Here is a 25,165-nt window from a genome sequence, read left to right as displayed (position 1 = left end):
CGCAAAGGAGCAAGCTCATGTATGTCGATGGATTCATGGCGGCCGTCCCGACCGCCAACAAGGAGGCGTTTCGCCGCCACGCCGCGGATGCAGCGGTCATCTTCAAGGAATGCGGCGCGCTGTCGGTCGTCGAGTGCTGGGGCGACGACGTGCCCGAAGGCAAGCTCAACTCGATGCACACCGCGGTACTGCGCGAGGCCGACGAGACGGTCATTTTTTCCTGGATCAGCTGGCCCGACAAGGCCACCCGCGATGCGGGAATGGCGAAGGTGATGGCCGATCCACGCATGTCGCCCGAGCACAACCCGATGCCCTTCGACGGCAAACGCGTGATCTTCGGTGGCTTCGAGGCCATCGTGAACGAATAGGCGGGCGCAAGCATCGCAAGCTTCGCAATGCCTGCGGCTGCCTGATTGCCGCGGCGAGGCGGCTCGGACTCGACTGCGGGCCGATGTCTGGCTTCGATGCGGCGCAGGCAGATACCTTGTTCTGGGAAGGCACTGCGGTGCACACGAATCTCCTGTGCATCTCGGTCACGGCGACCGCAACGGCCTGCGCGAGCGGCCGCCACGGCTGGGTTGCGACGAGGTGTGCGAGGTGTTGTGACCGTCGGTGTCGCTTGCCGTTGCCTGAGCAGCGCGTCCTGCGGCGCGATCCTTGGTCTCGACGTCGTCTAGGCCAACCCGAGCATCTCCCGCGTCTCCTGCGGCGATGCGATCTCGCGGCCGGCGGCGCGGGCGGTGCGTACCGCCATCCGGACAACCTCCTCGTTGCGCGGACATCCCAGTTCGAGGTACGGATGGTCGCCGATGCCGGGGGCCAAATGGCCGCCGAGCCGGGCCGTCGTATCGGCCAGCTCGAGCAGGTTGCCGCCGACCACATTGCTGGCCCATTCGACCTTGCGGTTCGCCGGCAGAAACGCGAGGTGGGCTTTGAGCCCGGCGGCGGTGCCGGGATGCCCGGTCAGGCAGGCGCCTTCGGTCATGTTGACGAGAAACCAGGCCGGCTCGTCGACCAGTCCCATCTCGATCATCGCCGCGGCGCGGCGCGTGAAGCCGACCGCCCAGGTCACGAGCTGCGGCTTGATGCCGCTGCGCTTGAAGTCCCGCGCATACAGCTCGAGCGTCGTCGTCCGGTTGATATAGACCCGTTCGCCGTGGTGGAAGCTGCGCGATTCGGCGTCGTAGCTCTCGAGGTTGACGCTGCCGGTATCGATCGGCGCGAAGTCCGGGCGCGTCGCCGGGTCACACGCCAGCGTCGTCACGCAGGCTATGCGGCCGGCCGGGTCGTCGTCGTTGGCGAACCAGCCGAGTGTCGGGTGCACCAGGATGTCGCTGCGGCTGCGGATCTTGCGGATGATCTCGGCATAGGCGTCGACGCCGTGCAGCGGCGAGCCGTCCGGGTTGCGCGCATGGAAGTGGACGATGCTGGCGCCCTCCTCGCGGCAACGGGCCGCGGTCTCGGCGATCTCGTCGGCGGTCCACGGCACATGCGGGTTGTCGTCGCGCATTGCATATTCGTTGATGCGCGCCTCGATGATCATCTTCTTCGTCATCGCTGTCTCCTTGTCGAGGCCTCGCGCATCTGCAGGCGTCCGTCGCGTTGCTGCGATCCGCGCGGCGGGTCTGGGACACTGTATGCAGGCCCGCGAACATTGGCAATCGCGCTTATCGCGCAGATTGTCCAGGTCCGTTAAACAATCCTTCGCTCCCCACCCGCCATGAAAGCCCTGCTGCAACGCGTCACCGAAGCCCGTGTCGAGATCGACGGCCGCACTGTCGGCGCAATCGATGCCGGCCTGCTGGTGCTGTTGTGCGCCGAACGCGGCGACAGCGATGCGCTGGCCGAGCGGATGCTTTCAAAGATCCTGAAGCTGCGCATCTTTGCCGACGACGCCGGCAAGATGAACCGCAGCGTGCAGGATATCGGCGGCGGCCTGCTCGTCGTCAGCCAGTTCACGCTGGCCGCCGACGCCAGCAGCGGCAACCGGCCGAGCTTCACGCAGGCGGCGCCGCCCGACGAAGGCGAACGGTTTTATCGCTTGTTTGTCGAGCGTGCGCGGGCGCAGCATCCGCTCGTGCAGACCGGCGAATTCGGCGCGGCGATGCGGGTCTCGCTGGTCAACGACGGGCCGGTGACGATTCCGCTGCAGATGTCGGCATGAGCGGGCCGGCGCAGTGAATCCCGATCCGGTTGTTCTGCCGCCAGCCGATGCCGTTGCCGACGCGCCGCCCTCGCCGCAGCAACTGGCACGGGCACGTTGGGCGACTCGCGCGCAGTTTGCTGCGCTCGGTCTGCTGGCCGGCGCCTGGGGCGTCCACATACCATCGGTGAAGGCGCACTACCAGCTCGACGAATTCAATCTGTCGCTGATGCTGCTGGCCGGGGGCTGCGGTGCCGTGTCGATGTTGTTTGTTGCCGGCAGGGCGATCGGGCGCTTCGGTGCGCGGCGTGGCGCCGCAATGGCCGGGCTCGCTGTCTGTGCGGCATTGATGCTTGTGCTGGCCTGGGCCGGCATCGTCCCGCTGCTGCTGACGATGCTGCTGCTCGGCGCCGGCATGAGCCTGTTCGACGTCGCGATCAACGCCGAAGGCACTGCGCTCGAAAGCCTGGGCGGGCGCTCGGTGATGAGCAACCTGCACGCGATGTTCAGCGTCGGCGGCATGGCCGGCGCCGGCCTGACGTCGCTGCTGCTGCGCGCTGGCGTTGCGCCGCTGTTGCAACTGCTGCTGGTGGGCAGTGCCGTTGCGGTGCTGATCGTTGTTGCCTCCCGTTCGATGCTGGAAGTGCATCCACGCGACGATTCGCTGCCGCAGGCCCACTTCGCGTGGCCGAGAGGCCAGCTGCTGGTGATCGGTCTGCTGGTCTTTTGCGGCATGACAGCAGAAGGCGTGATGTACGACTGGTCGGTGCTCTACCTCGAGCAACAGGTGTTGATGTCGCAGGCGCAGGCCGGCCTCGGTTATGCGGCATTTGCCGCGGCGATGGCGGCGACCCGATTCGCCGGCGATGCGCTGCGCAGCCGCTTTGCGGAACGGCGTGTGCTCGGTTTTGGCGCAGCAGTGGCGGCCACCGCAATGGCCATCGTTCTCGTCAGCGGCCATCCGCTGCTGTCGGTGGTCGGCTTCGCGCTGGTTGGTGCCGGGCTCGCGCCGGTCGTGCCGATCCTGTTCAGCGCGGCGACGCGTGTGCGCGGTGTCAGCCGGGCAGCGGCGATCGCGTCGGCCTCGTCGGTCGGTTATGTCGGCTTCATGGTCGGGCCGCCGCTGATCGGTGGCATCGCCCATGCCAGCTCGTTGACGATTGCGCTCGGCGTCGTCGTCGTTGCCGCGGCGTTGCTGGCCATCGGCGCGCGGCGCATTCCATAAGAATTTTCAGCGCGGGTTGGCAGGCCCGCCCTCCGCATGCTGCTCGATCAGCTTGTGCAGGATGCGTTTCAGCGCGCGTGCGTCGTCGGCGCCGAGCGCGTCGACAACCGCCGCCTCATGCTCGCGCGCCTGCTGCACCAGCCGGTCGGCCAACGCCAGGCCATCGTCGGTCAGCCGGATCCGCGTGAAGCGGCGGTCGCTGCTGTCGGCCGCGCGCTGCAGCAGGCCGGCCTGCACCATGCGTTCGGCAATCCGCGTCAGCGTCGACTGCGGTATCAGCACCATCGTCGCGACTTCGCCGATCGTCCGCGCACTGCCGTCGGCCAGCGTCGCCAGTACCCGCCACTGCAGCACCGGCAGGCGGGCGCGCTGCACGACGGCATGGAATTCGGCCGAGATAAGGTGGCTGGTGCGCGCCAGCAGGTAGGCCAGATAGTCGTCGATGAAGGCGGCCGGTTGGGCGGCCGGTTCGATGTCAGCAACGCGCACCGATTGCATGGCAGGCTTTGGCACGGTTACCCTCCTGGCGGGGAAACAACCCCTTTACAGATGCATTTGCATATGTTCATATCTGAACTATAGGTCGGGCTGCCGGCCTGCACAAGCCTGCATTCAGAGGACGCGATGGCGGAAAGATCGTTTGCCGAAGAGGTGAAGAAGCTGCGGCTCGGCGAGGGCGAAACCTTCGCCGGCGAGGGCATCCTCGCGGTCACGAAAGCGCTGCTGCAATCCGGCGTGGCCTATGTCGCCGGCTACCAGGGCTCGCCGATCTCGCACTTGATGGACGTGCTCGCCGATGCGCAGGACATCCTTTCCGAGATGGGTGTGCATTTCGAGACCAGCGCCAGTGAAGCGACTGCGGCGGCGACGCTCGCGGCATCGGTCAACTACCCGCTGCGCGGTGCGGTCACGTTCAAGTCGACCGTCGGCACCAATGTCGCGTCCGATGCGCTCGCCAACCTCGCTTCCGGCGGCGTCACCGGCGGTGCGCTGGTGATCGTCGGCGAGGATTACGGCGACGGCTCGAGCATCATGCAGGAGCGCAGCCATGCGTTCGCGATGAAATCGCAGATGTGGCTGCTCGATCCGCGGCCGAACCTGCCGTCGATCGTCAAGGCGGTCGAGGACGGCTTCGAATTGTCCGAGGCCAGTCATACGCCGGTGATGCTGCAGCTGCGCATCCGCGCTTGCCATGTGCACGGGCATTTCACCGCGAAGGACAACCGCAAGCCGGCCTTCACGCTCGCCGATGCCGCCAATCAGCCGAAACGCGACGCGCAGCGCATCGTGCTGCCGCCGGCAAGTTTTCTGCACGAGCAGGAGAAGATCGAGCAGCGCTGGCCGGCGGCGGTGCGCTTCATCGAGGAGCGCGGCCTGAACGAATTTTTTGGCGAAGGCGAATCCGACGTCGGCATCATCGTTCAGGGCGGCCTCTACAACTCGACGCTGCGTGCCCTCGAGCGGCTGGGCCTCGCCGATGTCTATGGGCGGCCGAAACTGCCGCTGTACGTGATGAACGTCGCCTATCCGCTGATCGATTCGGAACTGCTGCGTTTCTGCAGCGGCAAGAAGGCGGTGCTGCTGGTCGAGGAAGGCCAGCCGAACTACATCGAGCAGGGCATCACGACGGTGTTGCGCAAGGCCGACCTGCAAACCCGGCTGGTCGGCAAGGGCGTGTTGCCCGCGGCCGGCGAATATACGCCGGCGGCGCTCGGCAAGGGGCTGCGCGCGTTTTTTGCCGAACATGCGCCGCAGTGGCTGCCGACCACCTTCAACGAGGCGAAGCTGGCGCCTGCCGGCAGCCAGAAGGTGATCCCGCTGAAGGCGATCGACAGCCAGGTTCATGCGCGGCCACCGGGGCTGTGCACCGGCTGCCCGGAGCGGCCGGTCTTCGCGGCGCTGAAGCTGGTGCAGCGCGAGCTCGGTGAACACCACATCAGCGCCGATATCGGCTGCCATTTGTTCTCGATCCTGCCGCCATTCCACATCGGCAATACGACGATGGGTTACGGCCTTGGCGCGGCCGGCGCGGCGGCCTTCCATGGCACGCCGGGCCGGCGCCCGATCAGCATCATGGGCGACGGCGGCTTCTGGCACAACGGTTTGACCAGTGGCATCGCGAATGCGGTATTCAACAAGAGCGACGGCCTGACGCTGATCATCGACAACAACTACACCGCGGCGACCGGCGGCCAGGACATCCCGTCGTCGCGCGCGAACAACCGCAGCCGCAGCACCTTCCACGCGATCGAGCAGGCGGTGCGCGGCGTCGGCGTGAACTGGGTGCGCACGATCCGCCGCACCTACGACGTTGCCGGCATGCGAAACGCAATCCGCGATGCATTGACGAGCAAGCAGGCAGGGCCGAAGGTCATCGTTGCGCAGTCCGAATGCATGCTGAACCGGCAACGGCGCGAGAAGCCGCTGGTGCGCAAGGCGATCGCCGACGGCAAACGCCAGGTCCGCGAACGTTTCGGCGTCGACAGCGATACCTGCACCGGCGACCATTCGTGCATCCGCATCAGCGGCTGCCCGTCGCTGAGCATCAAGCCGAATCCGGATCCGCTGCGCAGCGACCCGGTCGCCACCGTGCTCGACAGCTGCGTCGGCTGCGGCATGTGCGGCGAGGTCTCGCATGCAGCGGTGTTGTGCCCTTCTTTCTACCGCGCCGAGATCATCAGCAACCCGAGTCGCTGGGATCGTTTCAAGTCACGGCTGCGCGAGCGCGTGATCGGCACGCTGCAGGCGCGCAACAGCCGGCGCATCGCCGCGACCGCGCTATGAGCAACGGCAGCGTTCAACCGATCAAGATCGCGATCCTTGCGATGGGTGGCGAGGGTGGCGGCGTGCTCGCCGACTGGATCGTCGACCTCGGCGAACACAACGGCTACCTCGCGCAGAGCACCTCGGTCGCCGGCGTCGCGCAACGCACCGGCGCGACGATCTACTACCTCGAGTTGTTTCCGCGCGCCGCGGCCGAAGCCGCCGGCGCGGAGCCGGTGCTGTCGCTGATTCCGACGCCCGGCGACGTCGACGTGCTGATCGCCTCCGAGCTGATGGAGGCCGGCCGAGCGGTGCAGCGCGGCCTCGTCACCCCGGACCGCACGACGCTGATCGCATCGACGCACCGCGTCTATGCAATCGCCGAAAAGTCGGCGATGGGCAACGGCGTCGCCGACAGCCGCACGATCGAAGCCGCCTGCATCGACGCGGCAAAAACCTTCGTGCGCTTCGACATGGCGGCCGTCACCGAGCAGACCGGCAGCGTGATCAGCGCGGTGATGTTTGGCGCGCTGTGCGGTGCTGCGGTGCTGCCGTTCTCGCGCGAGGCCTTCGAGGCGACGATCCAGCGCGGCGGCGTCGGTGTCGCCGCCAGCCTGCGCGCCTTCGGCGAGGGCGCAGCGCGTGCAAGCGAAACGCCGCCGCCGATCGCCGAACCGGCGTCGGCACCGCTGCGCCCGCTGCCGGAGCGCCACGACCACCCCGAGGTCGATGCACTGCTGCAACGGCTGCAGCGCGACTTCGCGCCGGCCGAGCAGCCGCTGATCGGTGAAGGTGTGCGGCGGCTGGTCGATTACCAGGATCCGGCCTATGCCGGCCTCTATCTCGACCGCGTCGCGGCGATCCAGCGCCACGGCGATCCGGCACTGACCGCCGAGGTTGCGCGCCATCTCGCGTTGTGGATGAGTTACGAGGATACGGTCCGCGTCGCCGAACTGAAGGTGCGTGCCACGCGCTTCGAACGGGTGCGTGGCGAAGCCCGGGTCGGTGAGCAGCAGCTGCTGCAGATCAATGAATTCCTGCATCCGCGGCTGCAGGAGATCTGCGACACGCTGCCGGCAGCGCTCGGCCGCTGGTTGCTGCAATCGGGCGCGCCGCGCCGCCTCGTCGAACGCTTCACGCAGCACGGCCGCATCGTGCAGACCAGTTCGCTGCGCGGCTTCCTGCTGCTGTACACGCTGGCCGGGCTGCGCCGCTGGCGGCGCGGCAGCCTGCGTTACCAGGTCGAGAACGCGCGCATCGAGGATTGGCTGGCCAGAATTTCTGCCGCGGCATCGACCGACCCGGCGCTCGCGCTCGAGATCGCGCGCTGCCAGCGCCTGGTCAAGGGTTACAGCGATACCCATGAACGCGGCACGCGCAATTTCGACAAGCTGATGGGCGCCTGCGAACGCCTCGCCGGCAAACCCGAAGCGGCCGCGGCGCTGCGCCGTCTTCGCGATGCGGCGCTCGCCGACGAACACGGCCATGCGCTCGACGCGGCGCTGGCCGGCATCTGAGAAAGGAGCACGACGATGGACCGCTACAACGGACCCACCGAAGACCTGAAGGCGCGGGTCGGCGCGCTGGTGCAGCCGGACCGCGTGCACCGCGACCTGTATATCAATCCGGAAATCTTCGCGCTCGAGCAGCAGCACTTCTTTGCGAATACCTGGAACTATGTCGGCCACAGCAGCCAGATTCCGAACAACGGCGACTACCTGACCGCCGAGATCGGCGGCCGGCCGCTGATCGTCGTGCGCCACTCCGACGGCGAGGTCAAGGTGCTGATGAACCGCTGCGCGCACAAGGGATCCCGCCTCGTCACCGCGCCGTGCGGCAATACCGGCAAGGTGTTGCGCTGCCCGTACCACGCCTGGACCTTCCGCACCGACGGCTCGCTGCTGAACATGCCGGTGCGCGAAGGTTATGAAGGCACGAACGTGCGCGAATGCGAAAGCGGAAAGGGACTGGTCGCGATCAACAACGTGCGCGTCTACCGCGGTTTCATCTTCGCGCGGATCAACGATGTCGGGCCCGATTTCGAAAGCTATTTCGGCGAATCGCTCAGTTCGATCGACAACATGGCCGATCGCTCGCCGGAAGGTGAGCTGGAGATCGCCGGCGGCTGCCTGCGCTATACGCATGCCTGCAACTGGAAGATGTTCGTCGAGAACCTCAACGACACGATGCACCCGATGGTCGTGCACGAGTCGTCGGCCGGCACCGCGGTCAAGATGTGGATGGGCAAGCCGGCCGACGAGCCGAAACCGATGGCGATCGAGCAGTTTGCGCCATTCATGTCGGACTACAAGTTCTTCGACGACATGGGCGTGCGCGTCTTCGACAACGGCCACAGTTTTTCCGGCGTCAAGTTCAGCATCCACTCGAAATATTCAGGTGTGCCGGCCTACGAGGAGGCGATGATCAAGGCCTACGGCAAGGAGCGCGCGCACGAGATCCTCGGCCTGACGCGGCACAACACCGTCTATTTTCCGAACCTGACGATCAAGGGCGCGATCCAGGCGATACGCGTCGTGAGGCCCGTTGCCGTCGACAAGACCATCATCGAAAGCTGGACCTTCCGGCTGAAGGGCGCGCCGAAGCAGTTGCTCGAGCGCACCGCGATGTATTCGCGGCTGATCAATTCGCCGTTCTCGGTGGTCGGCCACGACGACCTGCACGCCTATCGCGGTATCCAGCAGGGCCTGCATGCCAGCGGCAACGACTGGATCAGCCTGCACCGCAATTTCGACCCCGCAGAGATCGGCCAGGCCGATGTCACCGCCAACGGCACCAGCGAGATCTCGATGCGCAACCAATATCGCGCATGGGCCAAATACATGACGATGAGCATGTGACATTTTTCCGTGGGAGCGGCTTCAGCCGCGATTCGGGCTGATGCCATGCGACGAAATCGGGGCTGAACCCCCTTCCACAAGCATTTGCGATGACCGAGCTTGAAAAGATGACACCAGACCAAGTCACTGCCGAACACCTCGTCGAATTTGTCTACCGCGAAGCGCGGCTGCTCGATGCGCGCGACTTCGAGAGCTGGAACAAGCTGTTCACCGACGATGCGATCTACTGGGTGCCGCTGACGCCGGACCAGCCGCCCGGACTCGAGCACACCTCGCACATGTACGAGGACAAGCTGCTGCGCGAGCTGCGGATCGAGCGCTTCAAGAGCCCGCGCGCGTTTTCGCAGCAGCCGCCGAGCCGCTGCCATCACCTGCTGCAGCAGCCGCATGTCGAAACCCTCGATGCCGCTGCCAACCATTTCGTGACCCGCACCGAGTTCCACTACAGCGAGTCGAGCGGCGACGAGATGCTGATGCTGGTTGGCACCGCGTTCCACCACCTCCGTGTCGACGACGGCGCGCTGCGCATCACGCTGAAGCGTGTCAACCTGCTGAACTGCGACGCGGCGCTGCCGCCGGTGCAGCTGTTCATATGAAACAGCAGAACATCTGTGGGAGGGGCTTGTCTTGTGGGAGGGGCTTCAGCCCCGATTCGGGCTGTGGCCACGCCATTGAATCGGGGCTGAAGCCCCTCCTACAGGCGAGCTGACATGCCCATGGCTGAAGACACCGTGTACCAGGCCTTCGTCGAGCGCGCGCAGCGCCGGCCCGACGCCGACTTCCTCTGCACCGAGGCGGTGACTGCTGGCGCCTATGGCATCGAGGCCGCAACGCTGTCCTATGGCGATGCGCTGGCCAGCATCGAATCGCTGCGCGAACGGTATGCCGCGGCCGGCTACGGCCATGGCCACCGCGCCGGTCTGCTGCTCGAGAACCGGCCCGACTTCTTTCTGCACTGGTTTGCGCTGAATGCGCTCGGCGTCAGCGTCGTGCCGATCAACAACGACCTGCGTTCGGTCGAACTCGGCTACCTGCTCGAGCACAGCGAGCTGTGTCTCGTGGTCGGGCTCGAGCAGCGCTTCGGCGACCTGCGCGCCGCCGCGGCCGCCGGGCGCGAGCCGGTGCTGCTGCGGCCGGACGATTCGGGGCCGGTTGCGCCGCCGCCACTGCCGGCGCCGCGTGCCGGCGAGCCGATCACCAATGCCAGCGAATGTGCATTGCTGTATACGTCGGGCACCACCGGTCGGCCGAAGGGCTGCGTGCTGAGCAACGACTATTTTCTGCTCGCAGGGCAGTGGTATGCCGGGATCGGCGGCCTGTGCACGCTGCGCGACGGCGCCGAGCGGCTGATCACGCCGCTGCCGCTGACGCACATGAATGCGATGGCCTATTCGGCAATGGCGATGGTGAAAACCGGCGGCTGCCTGGTGCAGCTCGACCGCTTCCATCCCGGCAGCTGGTGGCAATCGGTGCGCGATACACGCGCGACGATCGTCCACTATCTCGGCGTGATGCCGGCGATGCTGATCGGCGCGCCGCCATCGGCCGATGATGCGGCCCACCGGGTGCGTTTCGGTTTCGGCGCCGGTGTCGACCGCCGCCAGCATGCGGCGTTCGAAGAGCGCTTCGGCTTTCCGCTGCTCGAAGCCTGGGCGATGACCGAAACCGGCGCCGGCGCAGTCGTGATCGCGAATCGCGAGCCGCGTCATGTCGGACAGTCCTGTTTCGGCCGCGCCGAAGCGGCGGTCGAATGGCGGCTCGTCGACGAGGAAGGCCTCGATGTGCCGACCGGCAGCAATGGCGAACTGCTGGTGCGCGCCGCCGGCGCCGACCCGCGGCGCGGCTTCTTCAGCGAATACCTGAAGGACGAACAAGCGACGGCCGAAGCCTGGCAGGGCGGCTGGTTCCACACCGGCGACCTTGTCCGCGCCGACGCCGACGGCAACCTCTTTTTCGTCGATCGGCGCAAGAACGTGATTCGCCGCAGCGGCGAGAACATCTCGGCGGTCGAGGTCGAAAGCGTGCTCGCGCAGCATCCGGCGGTGCGCGCGGTCGGCGTCGCGGCGACGCCCGACGCGGTGCGCGGCGACGAGGTGCTGGCCTGCATCGTGCTGCGCGAGCCGGTCGATGCCGATGATGCGCTGCGCAAGCTTGCAGAAGACCTGACCCGCCATGCATTGCAGCAGCTCGCCTATTACAAGGCGCCGGGTTATGTCGCCTTTGTCGACGCCTTGCCGCTGACGCTGTCGCAGAAGGTGCAGCGCGCGCAGTTGAAGGCGCTGGCCGCCACGCTGCCCGGCACGCCGCGCTGTGTCGATACGCGGGCGTTGAAGAAGAGGTCGTCATGACCCGCCGCGGCTACGAAGGCATTGCCGTTGCGGTCCCGGTGACCGTCCCGTACCAGCGTTTTTCGACGCAGGGTGCGCCATGGTTTCTCGGCCAGGTGCTCGCTGCGCTCGTCAAGCAGGCCGGCATCGCGAAGGACGATATCGACGGGCTTTGTGTCTCGAGTTTTTCGCTGTCTCCGGATACCGCGGTCGGCCTGACCCAGCACCTCGGCGTCAGCCCGCGCTGGCTCGATCACATTCCGATGGGCGGCGCGTCGGGTGTCGTCGCGGTGCGCCGGGCGGCGCGTGCGGTGCAGGCAGGCGACGCCGATATCGTTGCCTGCATTTCCGGCGACACCAACCATGTCGATTCGTTCTGGCAGATGCTCGGCAGTTTTTCCGGCTTCGCGCGCGACGCAACCTGGCCCTATGGCTCGGGCGGGCCGAATTCGATGTTCGCCTTCATCACCGCGCACCAGATGCGAACCACCGGCGCGAAACGCGAGGACTTCGGCCGCATCTGCGTCGCCCAGCGCGACAACGCGCTCGGCATTTCGCATGCAATGTTCAGGAAGCCGCTGACGCTCGACGACTACATGAATGCGCGGGTGATCGCCGACCCGATCCACCTGTTCGACTGCGTGATGCCGTGCGCCGGCGGCGACGGCGTGCTGGTGATGAGCGAACAGCGCGCGCGCGACCTTGGCCTGCCATATTCGCAGGTGCTGGCCGCCACCGAGCGCCACAACGCCTACCGCGACGACCCGATCATGTTCCGCGGCGGCTGGGCAGTCGACCGCGACGAATTGTTCGGCATGGCCGGCATCAAGCCGGAGGCACTCGACTTCGTGCAGTTCTACGACGACTACCCGGTGATCGTGATGATGCAGTACGAAGGCCACGGGCTGTGCGGCGAAGGCGAGGGCGTCGATTTCGTGCGCAGCCACACGCTGACCGTCGACGGCACGCTGCCGACCAATACCAGCGGCGGCCAGCTGTCGATGGGCCAGGCCGGCGCCGCCGGCGGTTATCTCGGCCTCGTCGAAGCGGTTCGCCAGCTGACCGATAGCCCGCTCGGCAAACCGGTGCCCGATGCCGAGGTCGGCCTCGTCAGCGGTTTCGGGATGATCACTTATGACCGCTGCCTGTGTACCGGTGGCTTGATCCTGGCGAGGGCCTGATGACGGCAAGCGAATCGGGGCTGAAGCCCCTCCCACAAAGTCGACCCAGGTTGCTGCCCGTGTGCGCCAGCGGCGGCATGCCTGTGGGCGATAGCCCGCTCGGCAAACCGGTGCCCGATGCCCAGGTCGGCCTCGTCAGCGGTTTCGGAATGATCACCTACGACCGCTGCCTGTGCACCGGCGGCTTGATCCTGGCGAGGGCCTGATGACGGCAAGCAAATCGGGGCTGAAGCCCCTCCCACAAAGTCGACCCAGGCTGCTGCCCGATTGCGCCAGCGGCGGCATGCCTGTGGGAGGGGCTTCAGCCCCGATTGGCGAAGGTCCGAAATATTTGAGGAGCTTTGCCCGATGACCATGCCCCTGATCCGCCCGAAGCGCAAGAACCCGGTGCTGCGCACCCGGCTGCCGACGCTGCCGCCGGGGCAGCGCGGCCGGGTTGCGCTCGGGATGACGGCGGCGGCGGCCGAAGGGCGCTTCGAATTGCAGGTGTGCCAGGACTGCGGCGCCGTGCAATACCCGCCGCGCGAGGCATGCCATGCCTGTCTGTCATCGCGGCTGAAATGGACCGAACAGGACGGCGCCGGTGAATTGCTGAGCCAGACCACGCTGGCGCACAGCAACGACCTGTTTTTCCGCGAACGGCTGCCGTGGCGGCTCGGGCTGGTGCGGCTCGATGCCGGCGCGACGCTGATGCTGCACCTGCACGGCGATGTGCCCGATGCGCCGACCCGCGTCAAGGTCGGCGCGCGGCTCGACCGCGCCGGCCAGGCGGTGCTGATCGCTTTTCCGACCGAGGAAACCCCGAACATGAACGACGATCCGATGTTGCGCGAGATGGGCTGCGACCCGAAATTCCGCAAGGTACTGGTCAGTGACGGCAAGTCGGCGGTCGGCCAGGCGCTGGTGCAAGCGCTTGCCAAGGCCGGCGCAGACCTGATCTGGGTCGGCCATGCCGAACCGTGGAAGAAGATTCCGGGCTTCGACGAGATCACGAAGCTGCCACAGGTCGCACTGGTGCCGCTCGACCTGACCAACGGCCGCTCGGTGTCCGATCTGGCTGGCGCGATCGCCGGCAAGGTCGATATCGTGATCAACAACGCCGAGGTGCACCGCACCAGCGGCGTCGCGAACCGGCGCGGCACCGATGTCGCGCGCGCCGAGATGGACATCAACTATTTCGGCGCGCTGCGCCTCGCGCAGGAATTCGGCCCGGCGCTGAAGGGCCGCGGCGCCGACGGCGTCAGCCATGCGATCGCCTGGGTCAATCTGCTGTCGATCTATGCGCTGAGCAACTTCCCGTCGCACGGCACCTATTCGGCATCGAAGGCCGCGGCCTATTCGCTCGCGCAATGCCTGCGCGCCGAAATGCGTCAAGCTGGCATCCGCGTGATCAATGCCTTTCCGGGGCCGATCGACGACGAGTGGAACCAGCTGATGCCGCCGCCGAAGGTCGCGCCGGCAGCGCTCGCCCGCGCGATCGTCAAGGCGCTGCGCGAGGGCACCGAGGACATCTATCCCGGCGACGTCGCTCAGGAGTGGCTGACCCGCTGGCGCGAGAACCCGAAGGTCCTGGAGCGCGAGTTGGCTGCCGGAAGTGGAACCTGATCATGAAACCGAACGACATCCTCAATGCCCTTGCCGGCGCACTCGCCGGCGGCCAGATCCGCGTGATCGACCTGACGCAAACGCTGACGCCGGAATTTCCGCAGATCTCGCTGCCGCCCGAATTCGGCCAGTGCTGGCCGTTCCGCATCGAGGAGGTCTCGAAATACGACGAACGCGGGCCGGGCTGGTACTGGAACAATTTTTCCTGCGGCGAACATACCGGCACCCATTTCGATGCGCCGATCCACTGGATCTCCGGCCGCGACCAGCCGAACAATTCGGTCGATACGATCCCGGTCGAAAATTTCGTCGCACCGGCGGTGGTGATCGACTGCTCGGCCGAAAGTGCCGCCGATCCCGACCACCTGCTGACCGTCGATGCGGTGCTCGAATGGGAGAAGCAGCATGGCCGCATTCCGCCGCGCTCGTGGGTGCTGATGCGCACCGACTGGTCCAAGCGCAGCGACCCCGAGGCCTACCAGAATTACGACGAAACCGGCCAGCACACGCCGGGCCCCGATGCCGAGGTCGCGCGGTTTCTGGTCGAAGAGCGCGACGTGCTCGGTTTCGGCAGCGAATCGATCGGCACCGACGCCGGCCAGGGCTACCACCTGCGCCCGCCGTTTCCTTGCCACTACTACATGCACGGCGCCAACCGCTACGGCCTGCAGTGCCTCAGCAACCTCGACCAGTTGCCGGCCACCGGCACGCTGCTGATCTGCCCGCCGCTGAAGATCGAGAAGGGCAGCGGCAGCCCGTTGCGGGTTCTGGCGCTGGTCGCGGGATGACCGCCATGCCATCCATTTGTAGGAGGGGCTTCAGCCCCGATTCGGGCAACTGCCACACATCCAATCGGGGCTGAAGCCCCTCCTACGGCAATGACCTCAAACACTGCAATGAACAAACCCCGTTGTGCCGTCGTCACCGGCGGCAGCGCCGGCATCGGCGAGGCGATCTGCCGGCAGTTGCTGGCCGATGGCTGGCAGGTGGTGTCGCTGGCGCGGCGCGCGCCGACATTCGCGCACGAGCACCTCCATTCGATCGAAGTCGACCTCGCCGACCGCGCAGCAACCACGCAGGCGGCGGCCGAGGCCGCGCAGCGTTTTGCGCCCGATACCGTGATCCACAACGCCGGCGTGATCCTTCCGGCGCTGCTCGAAGACGTCAAACTCGCAGATCTCGACAAGCTGGTCGAGATCCATCTGTCCGCTGCGATCGCGTTGGCGCAGGCTTGCCTGCCGGCGATGAAGGCCGCCGGTTTCGGCCGCATCGTGCTGTTGTCGTCGCGCGGCGCGTTGGGGCTCGCGACGCGCACCGCGTATGCCGCGACCAAGGCCGGCATGCTCGGCATGGCACGCACCTGGGCGCTCGAACTGGCGCCCGCCGGCATCACCGTCAACGTCGTCGCGCCGGGGCCGATCCAGACCGACATGTTTCACGGCGTGATCCCGGTCGGCGATCCGAAGGTCGCGCAGATCGCCGCCGGCATCCCGGTCAAGCGGCTCGGCCAGGCCGACGACGTCGCCCATGCAGTGAAGTTTTTTGCCAGCGCCGAAGCCGGATTCATCACCGGCCAGGTGCTTTATGTCTGCGGCGGCACCAGCGTCGGCAGCCTCGTCTTGTGAAGGGAAACAAATGAAGATTGCCGTATTGGGCGGCGGCCATGGCTGTTATGCCGCCGCAGCCGACCTGAGCGAAGCCGGCCACGAGGTCCGACTGTGGCGTCGCGATGGCGCGGCGCTCGAAGCCGTGCGTCAAGGCGGCGGCATCCGCGTCAAGGATATCGACGGCACGCGCCTGGTGGCGGTGCCACTGGCGACCGCCGACATCGGCGAGGCGCTGCGCGGCGCCGAACTGGTGCTGATCCCGTCGCCGGCACTGGCACAGGACGACATCGCCCGCGCGATGGCGCCGCACCTGGTCGATGGCCAGGTGGTTTATCTGCCGCCCGGCACCTTCGGCAGCTTCACGATGGACCGCATCGTCCGCGCCAGCGGCAATGCCGCGAAGGTCGTTTATGCCGAGACCGGCACGCTGCCGTGGCTCGCGCGCAAGCACGGCCCGGCCGAGGTCGCGATCACGATCCGCGCGGTGCACCTGCCGACCGGCGTCTACCCGGCCAGCGAAAGCCGCCATGCGCTCGAGGTGATCGCCAAGGCGTTTCCGGGCGTGATCGAGGACTGCGGCGATGCGCTGTCGGGCGCGCTGATGAATGCCGGCCCGATCATCCACCCGCCGCTGATCCTGATGAATGCGGCGCCGCTGCAGCACTTCGACCGCTGGGACATCCACAACGAAGGCACGCAGCCGGCGGTGCGCGCGGTGACGAATGCGCTCGATGCCGAACGCGTCGCGGTGCGCGAGGCGCTCGGCTACGGCGCGCCGCATTTCCCGCTCGCCGATCACTACAACAGCGACCGCTGGATGTACGGCGATGCACACAAGAAGCTGACCGACTCGGGCGACTGGCGCGAGAAGATCGACCTGCACACGCACCGCTACATGCTCGAGGACACCGTGCTCGGGCTGGCCTTCCTGGCATCGGTCGCGCGTTATGCGCAAGTCGACGCGCCGGTCGCGCATGGCCTGCTCGCGATCGCCGGCGCGATCCTCGGCCGCGACCTGCGCGAAGGGCCGCGCAGCTTCGAGGCGCTGGGGCTGGCCGAACTGAGCCGCGGCGATCTGCAGGCGCTGCTGCAGCGGGGGCAGGCTTGAACGCGCCGGCCATCGCCTGTGTCGGCGCCGGCCGCATGGGCCGCGGCATCGCGATCGCCTTCGCCTATGCCGGCCAACCGGTCGCGCTGATCGATCTGAAGCCGCGCAGCGACGCCGACTGGCAGCGTCTGTCGGCCGATGCGATCGGCGAGATCACCGCCAGCCTGCAGGCGCTGGCAAAACTCGGGGCGGTGCCGGCGGATGCGGTCGAGCGCATCGCCAGCCGTGTATCGATCGTGCGCAACGACGATGCCGATGCCGCACTCGCCGCGGCGCAGACGATCTTCGAAGGCGTTCCGGAAACGCTGGAGGCCAAACGCGAGGCGTTGGCCCGCGTCTGCGCAGCGGCCGACGCTGGCGCGATCATTGCATCGACGACGTCGACGATCCTGGTGACCGACCTGATACCGATGGTCAACCATCCCGAACGCCTGATCAACGCGCATTGGCTGAACCCTGCCTACATCATCCCGCTGGTCGAACTGAGCGCACACGACGGCACGTCGACCGAGGTGCGCGAGCGGCTCGCCGCGCTGCTGCACGGCATCGGCAAGACGACGGTGATGTGTGGGCCGACCCCCGGCTACATCGTGCCTCGGCTGCAGGCGCTGATCATGAACGAGGCGGCGCGGATGGTCGATGAAGGCGTCGCGACCGCCGAGGACATCGACATCGCGACCCGCCAGGGCCTGGGGCTTCGCTTCGCGGCGATCGGCGTCGTCGAGTTCATTGACTTCGGTGGCAACGACATCCTGTACCACGCGAGCCGCTACATGAGCCGCACGCTCAGCGCCGAGCGTTATACCGCGCCGCCGGTCGTAGACCGCATGATGGCCGAAGGCCGCAACGGCCTGAAGAGCGGCGCCGGTTTCTACGACTACGCCGGCAAGGACATTCCCGCCTACCGCCTCGACGTGCTCGACCGCACGCTCGGCATGCTGCGCCACGCCGGATTGTTCAAGCCACCGGTGCTCGACTGAACGCATGACCTTCGTGGGCAGGGTTTGGCCTTCGATCGCGCTCGGCGCAGGCGCGATGCTGATCGCCGCGCTGGCAGGCTCTGTCGTCGGAGATACCGATGATGATCGCGGGCCTGATCCTTGGCCGAATCCGGTCGCTGCTGCATCGCATGTCGTCGACCCGATTGCGCGACCGGCTGTTCGCACTGACGCAGACCTTGCGGCGGAACCAGGTCCAGACAATCGGCTCAGTTTCTCAGGCGCCCCCGATCTTTACGCGCTGGCGAACGAGGCGCTCGCTTCAGCCCGTCCGGAGCGGCTACGCGACGGATGGCACGCCGTCACTGCCTGCATGGCATCCGTTCACCCGAGGGAACGGTACGAGCAGATGGCGAACGGTGCTGCTTCCGGCCCGGCATCTGCACAGCAGATGGATGCTGCCAGTCGCTTGCTCGAGAAATGCCGTGGCTTTTTCGACAATGACCGGTCGGCAAACGATGAATTGCGCAGCCGATTGCGTCACAGGGCAATCGAATCCGATCGATTGCAATTTCCGTGGATGTTCAACGGCCCGCCGACCGCGACCCGATTGATGGTTGTGCTGGAGCGGGAAGATTGGATGGCCCTTAATCATCTGGCATACCACTTGATCTCTCGAATTCTCGAGCGCAAGAATCTGTCGATTCGATCGCCGGAGGCGGTTTATCTGAATGCTGCGCTGGAACAGGTCTCATGCGATCTCGGTCGCGATTGCACGTCGGCAGATATCCTGTATCTGCTCAATTGCGCGGATCAGGACCGTTGCGCAGGTTCGGTTGAGCAGAACGCCGTCGCCGGCATGCAGCGGGCAGAACTGGCGCGTGTCGGCCACTGGCGGCGCGAATTGAAGGCCGCCATTTCCGCGCGCGACCTGGCCTGGTTCGGCTACTGAGCGCAGGCCTGCGGGCGTTCACACCGCATAACTCGCCGGCGGCAGCGCCGGCGGATCCGGCTGCAGCTCGACGGCAACCTGCATCCCTGCGGTTTCCAGTGGGCCGTAGTTCGACAGGAATGCGACATCGGCGGCATCGCGCCCATACGCGACGACGATGCGGCCACCGCGCGGCTTGTTCTGCGTCGCATCGAAGGTATACCAGCGGTCGCCGATATAGGCCTCGAACCAGGCGTGCAGATCCATCGGGTCGAGCTGGTACAGGTAGCCGACGACCATGCGGGCCGGAATGCGCAGGGCCCGGCACAAGCCGATCCCGATGTGCGAGAAGTCGCGGCAGACACCGGCGCCGTCGGACAGCGAATCGAGCGCGTCGGTGCTTTCGTCGCTGACGCCGTAGCGGTATTCGATGTTCTGGTGGATCCAGTCGCAGATCGCCTGCACCTGCGCATAACCGGGGCGCTTGCCGGCGGCGATCTGCTCGGCGCGATCGGCCATCTTGTCCGACGGGCAGTAGCGGCTTTGCAGCAGGAACTGCAGCGTCGCATCCGGCAGCATCTCGACCGGTGTCGGCGCGACATCGGGATCGACGGCGATGCGGTCGTCGGTCTCGACCACCGACTCGACACGGATGCGCAGCAGGCCCTGCGGCACGACAAAACGCTGGCAGAGGTTGCCGAAGGCATCGACATATTCGGTCGGCCGCAGCGCCGGCTCGAACAGATAACTTTCGCTGGTCAACCACTGCGCGAGCCCGCTGATCGGGCGCAGCATCGCAATCACCGGGCAGGGTTCGGCTGCGCGCACGGTGATGTCGCAACTGGCTTTGAGGCGCATCGCACTTCTCCGGTTGCTGAAAGCGGTGATTCTGCCCGCGGCCAAACGCGCGTTCAGTCGGACGGCGCCGCGTCGCCGCCGGCGGCTTTGCCGGCTTCGATCTCGCGCAGCGCCGTCTTCAGCACCTTGCCGTAATTGTTCTTCGGCAACTCGTCGACGAAGCGGTAGTGTTTCGGCCGCTTGAAGCGTGCGATGTGCTCGACGCAGAACGCATCGAGTGCCGCGGCATCGACCGCGCCGCTGCGAACGACATACGCGACGATGACCTCGCCCCATTCGGGATCGGGCCGGCCGATCACCGACACCTCGGCGACGCCGGGGTGCATCAGCAGCGCCTCCTCGACTTCGCGCGGATAGATGTTGCTGCCGCCGCTGACGACCAGGTCCTTGCTGCGGTCGAGCAGCGTCAGAAAGCCGTCGTCGTCGAGGCGGCCAATATCGCCGGTCCACAACCAGCCGTCGCGCAGGGTCGCTGCGGTGGCCGCGGGATCGTTCCAGTAACCCTCCATCACGACGTCGCCGCGTACGCAGACCTCGCCGCTGCTGCCGGCCGGCAGCGCTTCGCCATCGTCGCCGCGCACCGTGACCTCGACCATCGATTGCGCATAACCCACCGACGCCAGCCGTTCGCGCCAGCGCGGCTGCGAGCGGTCGTTGATCAATGCGCGCGGCAGCACGCTGATCGTCATCGGGCATTCGCCCTGGCCGTAGATCTGCGCGAAATGCGGGCCGATCACGTCGAGCGCATCCTCGATGTCGGCGAGGTACATCGGGCCGCCGCCGTAGCAGATCGTCGCCAGGCCCTCCGGCTGGCGGCATGCGTGGCGCGCTGCGTCGACGAGCCGGCGGACGATCGTCGGCGCGGCAAAAAACGACGCATTGCGCCAGTGCGCGGCGAGCGCGAGCACCTCGGCCGGCTCGAAACCACCCGATGCGGGCACGACGTTGAGCCCGCCGTTCAGCACATAGGGCAGGTGGTACAAACCGCCGCCGTGCGACAGCGGCGCCGGGTGCAGCATCACGTCTGCGGGCCCGACCGGCTGCACCGAGGCCAGGTAGGCCATCGAGCACCAGCGCAGCTGGCGCGCGGCCAGCGTCACGCCTTTCGGCCGGCCGGTCGTGCCGCTGGTATAGAACAGCCAGGCCGGATCGTTTTCGGCCCGGTCCGTGATCGGCTCGAGCGGGATCGATCGATCGTCGAGAAAACCGAACTCGCCGACGACCTGCGCGTTCGAGCCGGCTTCGCGAAGCGCGCCGACCAGTGCATCGCGATGGTCTGCATCGGTGAAGACGATGCGGCTGCCGCTGTGCCCGGCGATCCAGGCGGTCTCGCGCACATGCAGCTTTGCATTGACCGGCACCGCAACCGCGCCGGCCCACCAGATGCCCCACAACAGCGGCAGGTATTCGGGCCGGTTTGGCAGAAACAGCGCGACCCGATCGCCGGCCGAGACACGCTGCGAACGCAGCCAGCCCGCGGTGCGTGCAGCGCGTGCGGCAAAGCCGGCATAGTCGGCCCAGACCGTCTCGCCATGCGCGATCGCCGGTCGATGCGGATCGATGTTGGCGCGGCGCTGCAGCCAGTGCGCGAGGTTCATCCTTGCTGCCCCGGATACGGGTCACCGTTCTTGTGGGTGAATTGCCAGCCGCCGGCACCGGCGCGAGCGACCAGGTCATCGTCCGGATAACTGACGCTGTCGTCGGCACTGCGATCGCCGATCTCGAGAAAGACGACCTCGGCGTCGGTCGGATTCGTCAACTGGTGCGCATCGCCGCTGCCAGCGCGAAAACCGGCGCACATGCCCGGTTCGAGCGGCGTGTCGCCGGCGTCGGTCCGCAATACCGGACGGCCCTGCAGCACATAGATGAACTCGTCCTGCGATGCATGGGCATGACGCAAGGCCGATACCGCGCCGGGCGCGAGTCGCGTCAGGTTGACACCGAAATTGCGCAGGCCGAACAGGTCCCCGAGCACGCGTTTCTCGCGGCCGGCCAAACGAGCGGCAATCGGTTGCGGGTAGTTCGACGGCCGGTTGCGCGGTGCGACCTCGCCCGCGCGTATGGCAATCGGAAAGCTGGCATCGGACATCGCTTCCTCGCTGAAATTGCAACAGCCATTGACCGGATTCTGCAGGATCGGCCACAATGCGCTCGCTCCGGGGTGCATGCAAACGCGTGCTGAGATGGTGAACCCAAACCCGCGAACTTGATCCGGTTAGTACCGGCGAAAGGAGAGTTGTAGCCCCAGGTCCATCCGCCCACACCACGGGTGCGGGCCGCCGGGCCACCTTCGGAGCGTTGACCGATCCAACGACCGAAGGAGCCCCGATGAATGCCCCCGACCGACTCGACGCGCTGCTGACGCTGACGCGCGAACCGTTTCCCGCCTCGCAGAAAAGCCTGATCGAGGGCTCGCGCCCCGATATCCAGGTGCCGCACCGGGAGGTGACGCTGACCAACGGCGAGCGCGTCTCGCTGTACGACACCTCCGGCCCTTATACCGATCCGACCGCGACGATCGACGTCACGCGTGGCCTGCCCGGCGTCCGTTCGGCGTGGATCGCCGACCGCGGCGATACCGAGACCTATGCCGGCCGCGCCCACCAGACGCTCGACGACGGCGTCAAGGGCGAAATGCGCAATGCGATCGACGCCGAGCGCATCGACGCGCTGCGCCGTGCCGCTGCCGCGCTGCAGCGCACGCCGCGCCGCGCGAAGGCCGGCGGCAACGTCACGCAGATGCACTATGCACGGCGCGGCATCGTCACGCCGGAGATGGAATATGTCGCGCTGCGCGAGAACGGCAAGCGCGAATGGATGGCCGAATACCTCGCCGACCAGGGCCGCGAGCAGCGGCTGCGCGGCAATTCGATGGGTGCGGCGATCCCGACCATCATCACGCCGGAATTCGTCCGCGACGAGGTCGCGCGCGGCCGCGCGATCATCCCGGCGAACATCAACCACCCCGAAGTCGAGCCGATGGCGATCGGCCGCAATTTCAAGGTCAAGATCAACGCGAACATCGGCAATTCGGCGGTCACCTCGAGCATCGAGGAGGAGGTCGAGAAGCTGGTCTGGGCGATCCGCTGGGGCGCCGACAACGTGATGGACCTGAGCACGGGCCGCAATATCCACACGACGCGCGACTGGATCGTCCGCAACAGCCCGGTGCCGATCGGCACGGTGCCGATCTACCAGGCGCTGGAGAAGGTCGGCGGCGTCGCCGAGGACCTGACCTGGGAGATTTACCGCGACACGCTGATCGAGCAGGCCGAGCAGGGCGTCGACTATTTCACGATCCACGCCGGGCTGCGCCTGCCGTTCATCCACCTGACCGCAAACCGTCGTACCGGCATCGTCAGCCGTGGCGGCTCGATCATGGCGAAGTGGTGCATCACGCACCACAAGGAAAGTTTTCTGTACACGCATTTCGAAGAGATCTGCGAGATCATGAAGGCCTACGACGTCAGCTTCTCGCTCGGCGACGGGCTGCGCCCGGGCTCCGGCGCCGATGCCAATGACGAGGCGCAGTTCGCCGAACTGCGCACGCTCGGCGAGCTGACCCGGGTCGCGTGGCAGCACGATGTGCAGACGATGATCGAGGGCCCGGGCCATGTGCCGATGCACATGATCCAGGCCAACATGGACGAGCAGCTGAGGACCTGCCACGAAGCGCCGTTTTATACGCTCGGGCCGCTGACGATCGACATCGCGCCCGGCTACGACCACATCGCCAGCGCGATCGGCGCCGCGATGATCGGCTGGATGGGCACCGCGATGCTGTGCTACGTGACGCCGAAGGAGCACCTCGGCCTGCCCGATCGCGACGACGTCAAGCAGGGCATCATCGCCTACAAGATCGCCGCCCATGCGGCCGATGTCGCGAAAGGCCATCCGGGCGCGCGGGCGCGCGACGAGGCGCTGTCGAAGGCGCGTTTCGAATTCCGCTGGACCGACCAGTTCAACCTCGGCCTCGACCCGGACACCGCGCGCGATTTCCACGACGAGACGCTGCCGAAGGACAGCAGCAAGGTCGCGCATTTCTGCAGCATGTGCGGGCCGAAATTCTGCTCGATGAAGATCACGCAGGATGTGCGCGACTATGCCGCCGCGAAGGGCGTCGCCGAGGCCGCCGCGCTGACCGAAGGCATGGCCGAGAAATCGGCGCAGTTCAAGGCCGCCGGCGGCGAGTTCTATATCCCGATCCAGCCCGGGGCCTGACATGAGACTACGCTCGACCCCAACATTGTGGGAGGGGCTTCAGCCCCGCTTCGGGCTCGCGCCACACCATCGAATCGGGGCTGAAGCCCCTCCCACGGAGCGCTGACATGAGCAAGCGCATCGGCATTGCCGGCGCCGGCCTGCTCGGCCGCTTGCTGGCGTGGCGGCTGAGCCGGGCCGGCCATGCGGTCTGCGTCTTCGACCCGGCGGCCGGGCCGGCGCCGACCTTCGACGGCCGGCAACCGGCGGGATTCAGCGCGGCCGGCATGCTGAGTCCGCTGGCCGAACTCGACAACAGCTCGGTCGACGTCGCTTCGCTCGGCTGGCGCTCAATCGATCGGTGGCGCGGCATCACCGCCGAGCTGGCCGGCCGGCCGGCATTCTCGGTGCGCGGCAGCCTGCTGCTGGCGCACCGCGGCGACGCCGGCGCGGCGCGGCGTGTGCTGGCGCGGCTGGCCGCGGCGCCGCAGCCGATGCCCCGCGCCGAGGAGCTGTCGGCCACGCAGCTCGCCGAACTGGAACCGGCGCTGCAACCGACCGCAAACAGCTGGCTGCTGCCCGGCGAAGGGCAGATCGATGCGGTCGCCACGCTGCAGGCTTTGTTCGCCGAAGCGCCGGATGTCTCATGGCACTGGCAACGGCCGGTGCAGCAGCTGCGCGCCGGAGAATTGCGGCTTGCTGATGGCTCGGCACGGCGCTTCGATGTCGTCTTCGACGTGCGCGGAACCGGCGCCCGCCCCGAGTTGCCGGTGCGCGGCGTGCGCGGCGAGATGGTCTGGCTCGATGCGCCGCGCCACGGGCTGACGCGGCCGCTGCGGCTGCTGCACCCGCGGCACCGCATCTACCTGGTACCGCGATCGGCCGACACCCTGCTGGTCGGCGCGAGCGAGATCGAAAGCGAAGACCGCTCGCCGATGTCGCTGCGCTCGGCGGTCGAACTGATGAGTGCGGCGCACAGCGTGATGCCGGCGCTCGCCGAAGCACGCATCGCGCGGCTCGACGTCAACCTGCGGCCGGCCCTGCCGGACAACGAACCGTTGAGCTCGGTCGAGCCGGGGCTGGTCCGGATCAACGGCCTGTTCCGCCACGGCTGGCTGCTGGCGCCGGCGCTGGTCGACGATGTGCTGCGCGCCTGCGAACTGCAACTCGATATCCCCGTACCGGAGACCGCCTGATGGAAACCGTTCACGCGATCACGATCCAGCTCGATGGCAAGCCGCAGTGCATTGCCGACGGCAGCTCGCTGGCGGCGCTGGTCGAGTCGCTCGGCCATGCGCCGAATGCCGTCGCGACCGCACTGAACGGCCAGTTCATCGCGCGCAGCCAGCGTGAGACACAGCCGCTGCGCGAAGGCGACGCGGTACTGCTGTTCCAGCCGATCGTCGGTGGCTGAGCCTCGA

At 67.0% G+C, this 25,165-nt stretch carries 24 protein-coding genes and 1 riboswitch; of the genes, 19 read left to right on the top strand and 5 right to left on the bottom strand.

Going from position 1 to position 25,165, the window contains the following annotated elements; genetic code table 11:
- Positions 1 to 17 precede the first annotated feature (17 nt).
- Positions 18 to 368, top strand: coding sequence for a DUF1428 domain-containing protein (locus tag ACNH6H_RS11185; RefSeq protein WP_418317670.1), 351 nt, complete (start codon positions 18 to 20; stop codon positions 366 to 368).
- Between the two features lie 305 nt (positions 369 to 673).
- Here the strand turns inward: ACNH6H_RS11185 and ACNH6H_RS11180 are convergent, their stop codons facing one another.
- On the bottom strand, positions 674 to 1,555 hold the full coding sequence (locus ACNH6H_RS11180; protein WP_418317668.1) for a 3-keto-5-aminohexanoate cleavage protein: 882 nt from the start codon (positions 1,553 to 1,555) through the stop codon (positions 674 to 676).
- Positions 1,556 to 1,720: 165 nt separating this feature from the next.
- Between ACNH6H_RS11180 and dtd the strand changes: the two genes are divergently transcribed.
- Both dtd and ACNH6H_RS11170 read left to right on the top strand, forming a co-directional pair.
- On the top strand, positions 1,721 to 2,164 hold the full coding sequence (gene dtd, locus ACNH6H_RS11175; protein ID WP_418317666.1) for a D-aminoacyl-tRNA deacylase: 444 nt from the start codon (positions 1,721 to 1,723) through the stop codon (positions 2,162 to 2,164).
- A gap of 13 nt (positions 2,165 to 2,177) precedes the next feature.
- On the top strand, positions 2,178 to 3,368 hold the full coding sequence (locus tag ACNH6H_RS11170) for an MFS transporter (RefSeq protein WP_418317664.1): 1,191 nt from the start codon (positions 2,178 to 2,180) through the stop codon (positions 3,366 to 3,368).
- A 6-nt stretch (positions 3,369 to 3,374) separates the two neighbouring features.
- Here the strand turns inward: ACNH6H_RS11170 and ACNH6H_RS11165 are convergent, their stop codons facing one another.
- Positions 3,375 to 3,881 (bottom strand): MarR family winged helix-turn-helix transcriptional regulator, encoded by a 507-nt coding sequence (locus ACNH6H_RS11165; protein WP_418317663.1) that lies wholly within the window; start codon positions 3,879 to 3,881, stop codon positions 3,375 to 3,377.
- Between the two features lie 111 nt (positions 3,882 to 3,992).
- On the opposite strand from ACNH6H_RS11165, the gene ACNH6H_RS11160 reads away from it, so the two are divergent.
- From ACNH6H_RS11160 to ACNH6H_RS11100, 13 genes are all read left to right on the top strand, one after another.
- Entirely contained in the window at positions 3,993 to 6,152 is a 2,160-nt protein-coding gene (locus tag ACNH6H_RS11160; protein WP_418317661.1) for a thiamine pyrophosphate-dependent enzyme, read from the top strand.
- Complete coding sequence (locus ACNH6H_RS11155) at positions 6,149 to 7,648, top strand: indolepyruvate oxidoreductase subunit beta family protein (protein ID WP_418317660.1); 1,500 nt, start codon at positions 6,149 to 6,151, stop codon at positions 7,646 to 7,648. The genes ACNH6H_RS11160 and ACNH6H_RS11155 overlap by 4 nt, the downstream gene beginning before the upstream one ends.
- Before the next feature lie 15 nt (positions 7,649 to 7,663).
- Entirely contained in the window at positions 7,664 to 8,989 is a 1,326-nt protein-coding gene (locus ACNH6H_RS11150; protein WP_418317659.1) for an aromatic ring-hydroxylating dioxygenase subunit alpha, read from the top strand.
- A gap of 107 nt (positions 8,990 to 9,096) precedes the next feature.
- The gene (locus ACNH6H_RS11145) at positions 9,097 to 9,585 is read left to right on the top strand and encodes an aromatic-ring-hydroxylating dioxygenase subunit beta (protein WP_418317657.1); all 489 of its coding nucleotides are present in this window, start codon (positions 9,097 to 9,099) and stop codon (positions 9,583 to 9,585) included.
- Between the two features lie 120 nt (positions 9,586 to 9,705).
- Positions 9,706 to 11,337, top strand: a complete 1,632-nt coding sequence (locus ACNH6H_RS11140; protein ID WP_418317655.1) for an AMP-binding protein — start codon at positions 9,706 to 9,708, stop codon at positions 11,335 to 11,337.
- Positions 11,334 to 12,497 (top strand): thiolase family protein, encoded by a 1,164-nt coding sequence (locus tag ACNH6H_RS11135; protein ID WP_418317654.1) that lies wholly within the window; start codon positions 11,334 to 11,336, stop codon positions 12,495 to 12,497. Before ACNH6H_RS11140 ends, ACNH6H_RS11135 begins: the two co-directional genes overlap by 4 nt.
- A gap of 77 nt (positions 12,498 to 12,574) precedes the next feature.
- Positions 12,575 to 12,703 (top strand): hypothetical protein, encoded by a 129-nt coding sequence (locus ACNH6H_RS11130; RefSeq protein ID WP_418317652.1) that lies wholly within the window; start codon positions 12,575 to 12,577, stop codon positions 12,701 to 12,703.
- A 142-nt stretch (positions 12,704 to 12,845) separates the two neighbouring features.
- Positions 12,846 to 14,102 (top strand): SDR family NAD(P)-dependent oxidoreductase, encoded by a 1,257-nt coding sequence (locus ACNH6H_RS11125; protein ID WP_418317651.1) that lies wholly within the window; start codon positions 12,846 to 12,848, stop codon positions 14,100 to 14,102.
- A 2-nt stretch (positions 14,103 to 14,104) separates the two neighbouring features.
- The gene (locus ACNH6H_RS11120) at positions 14,105 to 14,890 is read left to right on the top strand and encodes a cyclase family protein (RefSeq protein ID WP_418317650.1); all 786 of its coding nucleotides are present in this window, start codon (positions 14,105 to 14,107) and stop codon (positions 14,888 to 14,890) included.
- Between the two features lie 108 nt (positions 14,891 to 14,998).
- Positions 14,999 to 15,727 (top strand): SDR family oxidoreductase, encoded by a 729-nt coding sequence (locus ACNH6H_RS11115; protein WP_418317649.1) that lies wholly within the window; start codon positions 14,999 to 15,001, stop codon positions 15,725 to 15,727.
- A 10-nt stretch (positions 15,728 to 15,737) separates the two neighbouring features.
- On the top strand, positions 15,738 to 16,817 hold the full coding sequence (locus tag ACNH6H_RS11110; RefSeq protein WP_418317648.1) for an NAD/NADP octopine/nopaline dehydrogenase family protein: 1,080 nt from the start codon (positions 15,738 to 15,740) through the stop codon (positions 16,815 to 16,817).
- Positions 16,814 to 17,797: a 3-hydroxybutyryl-CoA dehydrogenase gene (locus ACNH6H_RS11105; RefSeq protein ID WP_418317647.1), complete on the top strand. Its 984-nt coding sequence runs from the start codon at positions 16,814 to 16,816 to the stop codon at positions 17,795 to 17,797. The genes ACNH6H_RS11110 and ACNH6H_RS11105 overlap by 4 nt, the downstream gene beginning before the upstream one ends.
- Positions 17,798 to 17,801: 4 nt before the next feature.
- Positions 17,802 to 18,707, top strand: a complete 906-nt coding sequence (locus ACNH6H_RS11100; protein WP_418317646.1) for a hypothetical protein — start codon at positions 17,802 to 17,804, stop codon at positions 18,705 to 18,707.
- An 18-nt stretch (positions 18,708 to 18,725) separates the two neighbouring features.
- Here ACNH6H_RS11100 and ACNH6H_RS11095 read toward each other — a convergent pair whose 3' ends face one another.
- From ACNH6H_RS11095 to ACNH6H_RS11085, 3 genes are read right to left on the bottom strand one after another with little or no spacing between them, the layout of a single operon-like run.
- Complete coding sequence (locus ACNH6H_RS11095) at positions 18,726 to 19,544, bottom strand: transglutaminase domain-containing protein (RefSeq protein ID WP_418317645.1); 819 nt, start codon at positions 19,542 to 19,544, stop codon at positions 18,726 to 18,728.
- A 53-nt stretch (positions 19,545 to 19,597) separates the two neighbouring features.
- Positions 19,598 to 21,142, bottom strand: coding sequence for an AMP-binding protein (locus ACNH6H_RS11090; RefSeq protein WP_418317644.1), 1,545 nt, complete (start codon positions 21,140 to 21,142; stop codon positions 19,598 to 19,600).
- Positions 21,139 to 21,633, bottom strand: coding sequence for a cupin domain-containing protein (locus ACNH6H_RS11085; RefSeq protein ID WP_418317642.1), 495 nt, complete (start codon positions 21,631 to 21,633; stop codon positions 21,139 to 21,141). The genes ACNH6H_RS11090 and ACNH6H_RS11085 overlap by 4 nt, the downstream gene beginning before the upstream one ends.
- A 58-nt stretch (positions 21,634 to 21,691) precedes the next feature.
- A riboswitch (TPP riboswitch) is annotated at positions 21,692 to 21,794 on the top strand.
- A 78-nt stretch (positions 21,795 to 21,872) separates the two neighbouring features.
- On the opposite strand from ACNH6H_RS11085, the gene thiC reads away from it, so the two are divergent.
- The 3 genes from thiC to thiS all read left to right on the top strand — a co-directional run bounded on the left by thiC (position 21,873) and on the right by thiS (position 25,158).
- Positions 21,873 to 23,765 (top strand): phosphomethylpyrimidine synthase ThiC, encoded by a 1,893-nt coding sequence (gene thiC / locus ACNH6H_RS11080; protein ID WP_418317640.1) that lies wholly within the window; start codon positions 21,873 to 21,875, stop codon positions 23,763 to 23,765.
- A gap of 107 nt (positions 23,766 to 23,872) precedes the next feature.
- The gene (locus ACNH6H_RS11075) at positions 23,873 to 24,940 is read left to right on the top strand and encodes an FAD-dependent oxidoreductase (RefSeq protein ID WP_418317638.1); all 1,068 of its coding nucleotides are present in this window, start codon (positions 23,873 to 23,875) and stop codon (positions 24,938 to 24,940) included.
- Positions 24,940 to 25,158, top strand: a complete 219-nt coding sequence (gene thiS / locus ACNH6H_RS11070) for a sulfur carrier protein ThiS (protein WP_418317637.1) — start codon at positions 24,940 to 24,942, stop codon at positions 25,156 to 25,158. Before ACNH6H_RS11075 ends, thiS begins: the two co-directional genes overlap by 1 nt.
- Positions 25,159 to 25,165: the final 7 nt, after the last annotated feature.

The sequence above is a fragment of the Pseudideonella sakaiensis genome (assembly GCF_048320135.1).
GTDB lineage: Bacteria > Pseudomonadota > Gammaproteobacteria > Burkholderiales > Burkholderiaceae_C > Ideonella_A > Ideonella_A sakaiensis_A.
Note: the sequence above shows the minus strand (reverse complement) of the source record. Positions and strands in the feature narration are given on the sequence as shown.